The organism is Solimonas soli DSM 21787, from assembly GCF_000474945.1.
In the GTDB taxonomy this organism is placed as follows: domain Bacteria; phylum Pseudomonadota; class Gammaproteobacteria; order Nevskiales; family Nevskiaceae; genus Solimonas; species Solimonas soli.
In genome coordinates, this window is record NZ_AXDW01000018.1 from 89,726 (window position 1) to 99,749 (window position 10,024).

Annotated in this window: 7 protein-coding genes and 1 riboswitch; of the genes, 4 read left to right on the forward strand and 3 right to left on the reverse strand. The window is 69.5% G+C overall.

What is annotated here, in order from left to right; all coding sequences use genetic code 11:
* Positions 1 to 10 precede the first annotated feature (10 nt).
* The 4 genes from pepP to K344_RS0110240 are packed head-to-tail and all read left to right on the forward strand — an operon-like array spanning position 11 to position 5,455.
* Positions 11 to 1,330: a Xaa-Pro aminopeptidase gene (gene pepP, locus K344_RS0110225; RefSeq protein ID WP_028080591.1), complete on the forward strand. Its 1,320-nt coding sequence runs from the start codon at positions 11 to 13 to the stop codon at positions 1,328 to 1,330.
* A 28-nt stretch (positions 1,331 to 1,358) separates the two neighbouring features.
* A complete protein-coding gene (locus K344_RS0110230) occupies positions 1,359 to 3,059 on the forward strand; it encodes a hypothetical protein (protein WP_157622864.1) in 1,701 nt (566 codons plus the stop codon).
* A 3-nt stretch (positions 3,060 to 3,062) separates the two neighbouring features.
* Positions 3,063 to 4,283 carry a 2-octaprenyl-6-methoxyphenyl hydroxylase gene (gene ubiH / locus K344_RS0110235; protein ID WP_028080593.1) on the forward strand — a complete coding sequence of 407 codons (1,221 nt, stop codon included), beginning with the start codon at positions 3,063 to 3,065 and terminating at the stop codon, positions 4,281 to 4,283.
* On the forward strand, positions 4,283 to 5,455 hold the full coding sequence (locus K344_RS0110240; RefSeq protein WP_051362105.1) for a UbiH/UbiF/VisC/COQ6 family ubiquinone biosynthesis hydroxylase: 1,173 nt from the start codon (positions 4,283 to 4,285) through the stop codon (positions 5,453 to 5,455). Before ubiH ends, K344_RS0110240 begins: the two co-directional genes overlap by 1 nt.
* Before the next feature lie 21 nt (positions 5,456 to 5,476).
* Here the strand turns inward: K344_RS0110240 and K344_RS0110245 are convergent, their stop codons facing one another.
* From K344_RS0110245 to K344_RS0110255, 3 genes are read right to left on the reverse strand one after another with little or no spacing between them, the layout of a single operon-like run.
* Positions 5,477 to 6,319, reverse strand: a complete 843-nt coding sequence (locus K344_RS0110245; RefSeq protein ID WP_028080595.1) for a FecR family protein — start codon at positions 6,317 to 6,319, stop codon at positions 5,477 to 5,479.
* Entirely contained in the window at positions 6,316 to 8,013 is a 1,698-nt protein-coding gene (locus tag K344_RS0110250) for a two-partner secretion domain-containing protein (RefSeq protein ID WP_028080596.1), read from the reverse strand. The genes K344_RS0110245 and K344_RS0110250 overlap by 4 nt, the downstream gene beginning before the upstream one ends.
* A gap of 10 nt (positions 8,014 to 8,023) precedes the next feature.
* The gene (locus K344_RS0110255; protein ID WP_028080597.1) at positions 8,024 to 9,664 is read right to left on the reverse strand and encodes a ShlB/FhaC/HecB family hemolysin secretion/activation protein; all 1,641 of its coding nucleotides are present in this window, start codon (positions 9,662 to 9,664) and stop codon (positions 8,024 to 8,026) included.
* Positions 9,665 to 9,925: 261 nt separating this feature from the next.
* A riboswitch (glycine riboswitch) is annotated at positions 9,926 to 10,016 on the forward strand.
* Positions 10,017 to 10,024: the final 8 nt, after the last annotated feature.

Below are 10,024 nucleotides of genomic sequence, written 5' to 3' on the forward strand. Positions count from 1 at the left end.
TGAAGACGACATGGCTTTCGACAGAAAGGAATACGCGCGCCGCCGCGCCGAGCTGATGAAGCGCATCGGTGCCGACGGCGTCGCCATCGTGCCGGCGGCGCACGAAGCGGTGCGCGCCCGCGACACGCACTACAAGTTCCGCCAGGACAGCGACTTCGCCTACCTGAGCGGCTTCCCGGAGCCGGACGCCGTCGCCGTGCTGGCGCCGGGCCGCAGGACCGGCGGGCACAAGAGCGAGTTCGTGCTGTTCGTGCGCGACCGCGATCCGGCGCGCGAAATCTGGGATGGCCGCCGCGCCGGCACCGAGGGCGCGGTGCGTGACTACGGCGCCGACGAGGCGTTCACGGTCGACGCCTTCGAGGAGCAGCTGCAGCCGCTGCTCGCAGGCCGCGCTCGCGTGCACTACACGATGGGCGAGCACAGCGCCTGGGACGCCAAGATCGCCGCCGCGGTGCGCGAGATTCGCGAAGTCTCGCGCCGCGGCGCGGCGGCGCCGACCGATTTCGTCGCGCTCGAAACCAGCCTGCACGAGATGCGCCTGAAGAAATCGCCGGCCGAACTCAAGCTGCTGGCGAAGGCCTGCGCGGTCAGCGCCGAGGCGCACGTGCTCGCCATGCGCACGGCCCGGCCCGGCCTGCGCGAATGGCAGGTCGGCGCCGAGATCGAGGCGCACTTCCTGCGCAACGGCATGGAGCCGGGCTACGGGTCCATCGTCGGCGGCGGCGAGAACGCCTGCATCCTGCACTACGTCGACAACGGCGCGCTGCTGCGCGATGGCGATCTCCTGCTGATCGACGCCGGCGGCGAGCTGCACGGCTACACCGCCGACATCACGCGCACGTTCCCGGTCAACGGCAAGTTCTCGAAGGCGCAGCGCGCCGTCTACGAGATCGTGCTCGAAGCCAACAAGCAGGCGATCAGGACGCTGAAGGTCGGCGAGTCGGTCGGCAGGCCGCACGAGGTGGCGACGCGCATCCTCACCGAGGGTCTCGTCGATCTCGGCCTGCTGAAGGGCAGCGTCAAGGAATTGATCAAGGCCGGCAAGCAGCGCCAGTTCTACATGCACGGCACCGGCCACTGGCTCGGCATGGACGTGCACGACGTCGGCCGCTACCGCCTCGACGGCAAGTACCGCCGCTTCGAGCCGGGCATGGTGATGACGGTCGAGCCCGGTCTCTACATCGCGCCGGGCACGAAGGGCGTCGACGAGAAGTACTGGGGCATCGGCATCCGCATCGAGGACGACGTCGTCGTCACCGAGGACGGTCCGCGAGTGCTCACGGGCGGCGTGCCGAAGGATGTCGGCGAGATCGAGAAGCTGATGGCGTGACGAGCTACCGGGCTGGCGGGAGACGCGCATGAAGGGCATTCATTCAGGTCAATCGATCCGGTGGCTGATCGCCGCCGGTCTTGCCGCATCGGTACTCGGCTGCGGTGGCGGCGGTGGTGGTGGCGATGACACGTCGCCGGGGCCCGGCGCCGGCAGTGACCTGCCGGCCTTGGCGGATTACCTGCTGTTCAATCGCTACGACTTCGCGGCCGGACAGGCGAACAGCATCGTTGCGGTGCCGCGTGCTGATCCTTCCGCCGCGGGCGTGACGCTGACCGACAATTACGATGACCTGCTGATCGCCCATCGTGCACTGACGGACGCTGCCGGCAGCATGAACGGTGCGGTCGCGACGGCCGGCGTGATCTATTTTCAGCCCGCCGCGCGGGGCGCGGGCCGCTGGCAGCGGATCAGCTTCGCCGATGCAGCGCCGCAGAGTGTGCCGGTATCCTCGGAAACCGCGGCGCCCTGTGCGGATTCATATCGACGGCCCGTGTTGCTGGAGCGTCGACTCACGGACGAGCGGACCTTCTTCGTGCTCTATGCACTGGCCGGCAGCGACGGCCGGTGCTTTACCGATGACGACGCATTCAAGCTCATCGATTACCAGGCGGACGGCGCGGCGCAGCCGGTTTTCCTGGCCGGCGTGCGTGCGGTGCTGGGCGCAATCTACCGGGCGGACGGCAATCTCGACGGCCTGCTCGCCATGCAGGACGCCGATCTCGTCTACATCAGCAAGCTCTCCAGCTTCGATGACCGGCATGTGCTGGCCACGGGCCTTGGCTCGGCGGTTGTGCTGTCGTCCGGCGCCGACGAATTCCACAATGACGGGCAGGCTTTCGTTGTGGTGCGGACCACGGACGGCCAGGCCGGCATCCATGCGGTGAGAGCCGGCGGGCAGTATTCGTCGACGCTCTACGCGGCCGCCAGCGCCGACTCGACGTTCGCCAGCCGCGCCGACGCGCAGAATCTCTATGTCGCCGAGCAATACCAGGTCACCCTGCCTAGTACGGCGACCCAGCCGGTGACGCACCTGATACGCCTCTCGCTTGCGGGAAACACGCAAGCGTCGCCGATCCATACTTTCATCGGCCATGGCTTGGCCGTAACCGGAGTTACCGAACACAACGTCGTGCTCTCCGGTTCCGGCCCCGACGCCATCGGCTTCGACGCCATCTATCCGAAGGCCCCCGCACCGGGCGACACGCTCAAGCGGTTCGAAGGCTTCGTCGCGTACGCGACCGCTTCGAGGCTGTATATGGGTGGAGCGGTGGGGAATGACGCCTCTGGAGATCCGCTGGGGGGCGCCATCGAAGCGGACGAAAACGGGCTGGCGCTGGCAAAGTATCCGCACGGCCAGTGGTTCGGTTTGCGGCATCAGCGCGCAGCTGCGTTTCCGCAGGACCAGCGGCGCCCCGTCGATGGCGCGCTGCTGGTTCAGGCGCAAAGCGAGGACAAAGGGAGCGGGCGCCGGGCAGACGCGTCGCTGTACTTCGCTCGTCCGGATCGACCGCTCGCTGCGTTCCGCAGCGCCGACGGATCTTCCTTCACCGTGTCGTACCGTGACGTCGTCCTTTTCGAAGATAGCGGGGCATCGACGGAGCTCGCAGGATTCGACGACGGCGACATTTCATCGATCAATTTCGAGCTGATGGCGCTGGATTTCGCCAATATGCGCGCTTTGCGAATCACCAGCACCGCCGGAATCGGCGAATATCCGGTCTATTGAGCCGTGCACCCATCTTTTGATGTCGCCATCATCGGCGGCGGCCTCGTCGGCGCCAGCCTCGCCGTCGGGCTTGCGCCGTCCGGCCGGCGCGTCGCGCTGATCGAAGCCGCTGCGCCGCCTTCGACGGCGCCGAGCTGGGACGAGCGCTGCATCGCCATCAATCACGCGAGCCGGCAGATCTTCGGCGGCCTCGGCGTCTGGGACGCGCTGGCGCCGGCCGCGGCGCCGATCCTGTCCACGCACATCTCCGAGCAGGGCCGCTTCGGTGTCGCGCGCTTCTCCGCGCAGGAGGCGGGCCTCGATGCCCTGGGTCACAACGTGCCGCTGCGCGCGATCGGGCAGACGCTGTGGCAGCGCATGCTCGACCTCGGCGGCACCACGCTGCATTGCCCGGCGCAGCTGCAGGGTCTCGCCGTCGGCGCCGACGACGTCGCGCTGACGCTGGCGGACGGCCGTGTGCTGCAGGCGAGGCTGGTGGTCGCCGCCGACGGTGCCGGTTCGCGCGTGCGCGAGCTGCTCGGCATCGGCAGCACGCGGCGCGACTACGAGCAGTCGGCGATCGTCACCGCCGTGCGCACCGGCAAGCCGCATCGCGGCTGCGCCTACGAACGCTTCACGCCGGAGGGACCGATCGCCTTGCTGCCGAAGAATGGCGGCGATGGCCTGGAGCCGACGACCTGCTCGCTGGTGTGGACCACGCCGGCGCCGGCCGTCGAGGCGCGCCTCGCCTGGAGCGACGAGCAGTTCATCGCGCAGGCCGAAGCGGCATTCGGCGAGCGCCTCGGGCGCTTCGCGACGCTCGGTCGCCGCGTCGCGCATCCGCTGAGCCGCGTGCTCAGCGAGCAGCTGCAGGCCCCGCGCGTGCTCTTCATCGGCAATGCCGCGCAGACCCTGCACCCGGTCGCCGCCCAGGGCTTCAATCTCGGCCTGCGCGACGTGGCGACGGCTATCGAGGTGTTGCAGGAGGCCGGCGCCGACTGCGGCGCGGCGGCGCTGCTCGACGACTACGCCGCGCGCCGGCGCGGCGACCGCGAGCGCGTCGCCGGCTTCACCGATCATCTCGTGCGTCTGTTCTCGAACCGCGTGCCCGGCCTGCGCGGCCTGCGCCATCTCGGCCTGCTGGCGCTCGATCTCGCGCCGCCGCTGAAGCAGACGGTGATGTGGCAGAACCTCGGCTATGCGGGTAGCGGCGCCGAGACGCCGCGCCTGGCGCGGAGCCCGTGATGGACGCCGACTGCGATGTCGCGATCGTCGGCGGCGGACTCGTCGGCGCCGCCGTCGCGCTCGGCCTGCTGCAGCAGGGCTTCAGCGTCCAGCTGATCGAACGCGGCGGCGCCGCGCCGCGCGTGCTCGACGTGAACGACGATTACGATCTGCGCGTCTATGCGCTGGCGCCGGTCTGCATCGCGCTGCTCGAGCGGCTCGGCGTGTGGCGCGAAGTGCTGGCGACACGCAGCTCGCCCTACGAGCGCATGCAGGTCTGGGAGGACGATCCGGCGCGCGCCCTGTGCTTCGACGCCGCCGACGTGCGCGCCGCGACGCTCGGCCATATCGTCGAGAACGGTTTGCTGGCCGAGCTGCTGTGGCGGCGCTTGCCGGCGGCCGTGGCGCGCAGCGGGCTGCAGGTGTCTGCCGCGTCGGTCGACGACGACGGTGCCACGCTGCAGCTCGACGACGGCAGCCGCCTGCGCACGCGCCTGCTCGTCGTCGCCGACGGCCGCGACTCGAAGCTGCGCGCGCAGCTCGGCATCGAAGCGCTCGGCACGCAGTACGAGCAGACCGCGGTGGTCTGCCATGTGGTCAGCGAACGCCCGCATCGGCGCACGGCCTGGCAGCGCTTCCTGCCGAGCGGGCCGCTCGCCTTGCTGCCGCTCGCCGACGGCCGCGAATCCATCGTCTGGTCGACGCGCGAGGCCGAGGCCCTGCTGGCGCTCGATGACGAGGACTTCCTGCGCGCGCTCCTTGAAGCGAGCCAGCACGTGCTCGGCGCCTTCACGGCGACGACCCGGCGCGCGCGTTTCGGTCTGCACTTGCAGCACGCCGAGGCCTACGTCGCGCCGCACGCCGTGCTGGTCGGCGACGCCGCGCACGTCGTGCATCCGCTGGCGGGGCAGGGCGTGAATCTCGGGTTCCAGGATGCGGCGGCGCTGATCGAAACGCTGGTCGCCGCCCGCGACGCCGGCCGCGACTGGGCGTCGCCGCGGGTGCTGAAGCGTTACGAGCGCGCGCGCCGCGCCGACGTGCTCGACATGCTGGCGCTGACCGATGGCCTGTATCGCGCCTTCCGCGCGCCGCTGCCGGGTCTCGCGTCCCTGCGCGCTCTGGGCTTTGCCGCGGTCAACGCCGCGCCGCCGCTGCGCCGCGAACTCGTGCGCCGGGCGATCGGCGCGCGCTGAGCGCGGCGCCGCCGCTTTCGCTCAGGACGCGCAGAGCGTCAGGGGATCCGGGAAGGGCTGTACGCGCAGGAAGCCCGGTTCGCGCGGCAGGCGGATCTGCCGGCCGTCGCTGAGGGTGATCAGGTACTCGCCGGCTCCGAGCAGCTCGGTGTGGCCGGCGTTGTTGGTGACGGCGATGCGGCCGCTGATCACGCCGTTGAGCGTGGCGCCGAGCGCGAGACCGTGGTCGATGTGCTGCAGGTCGAGGCTCTCGAGGACCACTGCGTCGCTGGCGCAGGCGAGATCGCAGATGTAGCTGTAGTAGTCGGTGCCGCGGATGCCGATCGTCGCCACCGGCGTGGTTACGCGGTACTCCTCGGGATTGGCCTTGCCGATCAGGCCCGACACGGTGCGGAAGCCGCCTTTCAGCAGGCGCAGGAAGGCGCGCTGCACGCCGCCCGTTTCGGAAGCCGCCGGCGTCGATACCGTCGCCGCGGGCGCCGGCGCCGCCGGTTTCGCGACCGGCGCCGGCGCGGCGGTTGCGGCCGCCGGCTCGGCGTAGGCGTAGGCCTCGATCGCGAAGCGCGTATTGGGGCGCAGCAGCATGAAGGCGCCGTCGCTGAAGCGCACGTTGAGATAGCTGTTGGCCTGCGTGTTGAGCACGTCGCCGGCGTAGACCTTGTCGCCCTTGGCCAGCGGGCGCACGGCGCCGGTCTGCGGATTCATGGCGGTGCCGCGGCCGGTCAGCAGGATCACTTCGCCGGCCGGCGTGGCGGGCGCGGCGGCCGGCGTCGGCGGCGTGGCGGCGAAGGCGGGGGCGAGCAGCAGCGCGCCGGCGAACAGCAGGGCGGGCAGGTGACGCATGGCGGCGGTGATCGGGCTCATTGGCACTGCTCGGACGGCGTCGAGTCCTGTTCGATCAGCTGCGGCTCGTCGCCGCCGGCCAGCACCAGTCCCGGCACCGCGACCGAATCGTTGAGGCGGTTGATGACATTCGCCACGGCGTCGAGGTCGGTTTCGTCGCTCGTCGGCGGCGGTTCGCCCGGCGTCAGGTCGACGCCCTTGAGGACGGCGACGATGCCGCTGGTGCCGATGTCGCCGCTGCCGTTGACCTTGCCGTTGGTCATGAACACGTAGTTCGCCGCGTTCGGATTGAAGCGTTTCGCGGCGAGGGCCGGCACGCTGACGTTGATGTCGCCGTCGTAGTCGGTGCCGCCGAAGGCGAGCGTCACCGACGAGGCGTTGATCGGCAGGGCGAGGCTGGTGTCGACGTTGATGTTGCTGCTGTCGGCGGTCGGGCGATAGTTGTAGAAGAAGCTGCCCTCGGAGCCGATGTCCTGCGCGCTGACCTGCGTCGCGCGCGCGTAGAGATAGCCGCCGTCGATCCACAGCGAGCCGAGTTCCACCACGCCGCCGGCCTGGAAGCCGGCGTTCGGCGCGGCGCTGTGCGGCGCCAGCGTCGGGTAGTCCTGCTGCAGCTGCGTGAACATGTCGACGTCGGTGCCGATGGCGTAGCCGCTGTGCACGTTGATCTGCGAGTTGTAGCCTTCGCCGCCGTCCGACATCAGGTGGATGTCCCGGCCGGCGATCACGCTGAGGCCGCCGGCGTCGACGTAGAGGTAGGCGTCGGCGGCCTTGGCGATGTCGCCGCTGGCGACCACGAAGACCGTGTCGCCGTAGATGTTGCCGCTCAGCTCGACATCGCCGCCGCCGGCGCCGAGCAGCACCGCGCCCTGGCCGTTGCCGGTCGTCGTCGTCGTGGCGGTCAGTTCCACCTGTCCGCCGTCGGTGGAGATGCCGGTGGCGGAGATGGTACCGCTGTTGTTGACGACCGCACGGGCGACGTTCTGTGCCGTCGCCGCCGTCATGTAGATGATGCCGCCGGCGGCCTCGAGCGTGCCGCTGTTGCTGACGCCCGCCTGCGCCGACGTGGCGCCGCCGCTGCCGGCGGCGATGTCGTCGATCTCGTAATTGATCAGGCCGTCCTCGTCGAAACTGAGCGTGAAGGCAGAGCCGGCGTGCAGGGCGATGCGCCCGTAGCGCGCGCCGATATAGCCGTCGTTGCTGACGTGGTCGGCGATCAGCGCGACGTTGCCGCCGTCGGCGGTGATGCTGCCGCTGTTGACGATGCCGGCCGGCGCCGCGCTGCCGCGCGTGAAGGCGTATTCGCCGTTCATGAATTTGCCGTTGTCGACGTCGAGCGTCGTGGCGATCAGCGAGCCGACGTTCACCGTGGCGCCCTGGCCGAAGACGATGCCGTTCGAGTTGACGAGGAACACGCGGCCGTTGGCGCCGATGTTGCCGAGGATGTTCGAGGGCGAGCCGCCGGTCACGCGGTTGAGGATCGCCGACGACGCGTTCGGTTGTACGAACTGCACGGATTCGTCGGCGCCGACCGAGAAGCTGTTCCAGTTGACGATCGCGCTGTTCGAGGTCTGCGTGATCACCATCTGGCTGCCCTGGCCGCCGATGTTGACGTTGCCGGCGACGACCGTGCCGCCGCCCGGATTGGCGAGCACCAGCGAGGGCAGCAGGCTGGCCACGGCGGCGGCGATGCGGGTTTGGCGTAGTGCGGTCATGGCGTGATCCTCAGAAGGCAACGTTCATCGACGCGAACGCGCGGCTGTGTTCGCGCTCGTCGCTGACGACGCGGTTGTCGAGCGGGAAGGCCCAGTCGGCGCGGACCGATACGCGGTCCCAGCCGACATCGAGGCCGACGCCGGTCGAGGTGAGCGACGCCTTGCGATCGATACCCGTCGGCGCGTCGACGAGGTAGGCGCTGCCGGCCTCGACGAACACGCGCGGGCTCCACAGCAGGCCGGCCCAGCCGAACGGACGGCTCCAGGTCAGCGAGCCGAAATAGCCGCGGTCGCCGCGAATCTCGCCAGTGGGGTAGCCGCGAATGCTGTCCGGGCCGCCGAGCGAGTACTGCTCGGTGTCGACCAGCGGATCGGGCGAATAGACGCCGTTGAGGTGCGCGAGCAGCTGCGTGTGCCAGAACAGCGGCTGCAGGTGCTGCACATCGACCTCCCAGCGCAGCAGCTCGCGGCCGTGGCTGACGACGCCGGACGCCGGATTCAGGTCTTCGCGATCCTGGCTTTCGAAGTTGGTCCGCAGCAGGGTCGAGAACTGCGTGACGGCGAGACTCTCGTAGCTGTGCGTCAGCACGGCGCCGAGTTCGAACAGGGTGATGCCGGTGCCGTTGAAGGTCTGCCCGGTGAAGTCCGCATTGGCCAGCGTGCGCGACACGCCGCCGCTGAGCGACAGCTGCGTCGCGCCCCTGCGCAGCAGCGGCTGCTCGATCAGCAGCCGGCCGGCGCGATTGCGGCCGTCGATGAGCGAATCGGGCACGTCGAAGTCGGCCTGGCCGTAAGAAGCCTTCAGGCGCGTGCCGCTGAAGTTCAGCGGCACGCTGTATTCGACGTAACCGTAGGTGAGCAGGCTGTCCTGGGAGCGCATCGCCATCAGCGTCAGGCGATCCTCGACTTTCAGCGGATTGTTGAACTGGCCGAGCGCCGAAATGCGGAACTGGCCGATGTCGTCGCGTCCGTAGTTGTCGGCGGCGATCCAGCCTTCGAGCGGTTTCTCCTCGACGCGCACGATCATGTCCGTCGTGCCGTACTGCTCGCCCGGCCGCAGCACGGCGCGCGCCTTGAGGCCGGGCAGGCCGTTCAGCGTGCGCAGGTCGTCCTCGACTGCCGCGCCGCGATAGACGCTGCCCGGCGTGACGTCCGGGAAATAGCGGCGAATCTGCTCGGCCCGGTAAAGATCGTTGTTCTGCAAGCCGATGTCGGCGATGCGGCCTTCGCTGATCTGCAGCAGCACTGCACCGTCGCTGAGCCGCTGCGGCGGAATCGTCACCGAGGCCAGCGTATAGCCGCGTCCGACGTAGAAATCGGCGATCCTGTCGGCGGCCTCATAGATCTCGAGCAAGGTGACGGGACGCCGCGTGTACTCGCTGATGAGAGCCGCCAGCTCCGTGTTGCTGAACAGCGTATTGCCGGCAAAATCGAAGCGGCTGACCGTGACCTGCTTGCCGCCCGGCGCCACCGCCGGCGGCGCCGGCTTTCGCGTCTCCAGTTGCGGCGTCGCGGCCGGCGCACGCAGCGGCTCCGGGCGCTTCAAGGTGTCGCCGACCTGGCCCGGCGTGAGCTGCGCGGCGGCAACCGTGCAATAGCCCGCCAGCGCCAACGCGAGTCCGGCCGCGGTGCTGCGTATCCCGATCTGCATCCTGATGTTCCCCCCGAATGCCAGCTGCCGGCGCCCCAGCCGGTTCATGTGGCAGGCCCCGACGAATATAGCCGAAGCATCACCGCGCCAAGTTGACGCTGTTCATACAGGGCGGCGCGCCGGCCCGGCGGCATGATGCGGCAGCCCCTGTGCAGGCGAGACCACCCGTATTGGGGGCGGTTCCGTGCCTGACGATGGCCGCACGCGAACCGACGATTCGCGAAAAATCCTGCCGCCCGCCGAGGCGATCCATTAAGATAGGCGCGCACCGCGCGAGAGACCACCTTCAACGGTGGCGCCGAAGGCGCAAACCCGCTCGGAATCGCTCAGGGTGAGGGAACGCAGGCTTTGCGAAGCGCA

Bases quoted from the DNA above. Each gene is read 5' to 3' on its own strand.
- pepP (WP_028080591.1), top strand. From the start codon at position 11: ATGGCTTTCGACAGAAAGGAATACGCGCGCCGCCGCGCCGAGCTGATG.
- K344_RS0110230 (WP_157622864.1), top strand. From the start codon at position 1,359: ATGAAGGGCATTCATTCAGGTCAATCGATCCGGTGGCTGATCGCCGCC.
- K344_RS0110240 (WP_051362105.1), top strand. From the start codon at position 4,283: ATGGACGCCGACTGCGATGTCGCGATCGTCGGCGGCGGACTCGTCGGC.
- K344_RS0110245 (WP_028080595.1), bottom strand. From the start codon at position 6,319: ATGAGCCCGATCACCGCCGCCATGCGTCACCTGCCCGCCCTGCTGTTC.
- K344_RS0110250 (WP_028080596.1), bottom strand. From the start codon at position 8,013: ATGACCGCACTACGCCAAACCCGCATCGCCGCCGCCGTGGCCAGCCTG.
- K344_RS0110255 (WP_028080597.1), bottom strand. From the start codon at position 9,664: ATGCAGATCGGGATACGCAGCACCGCGGCCGGACTCGCGTTGGCGCTG.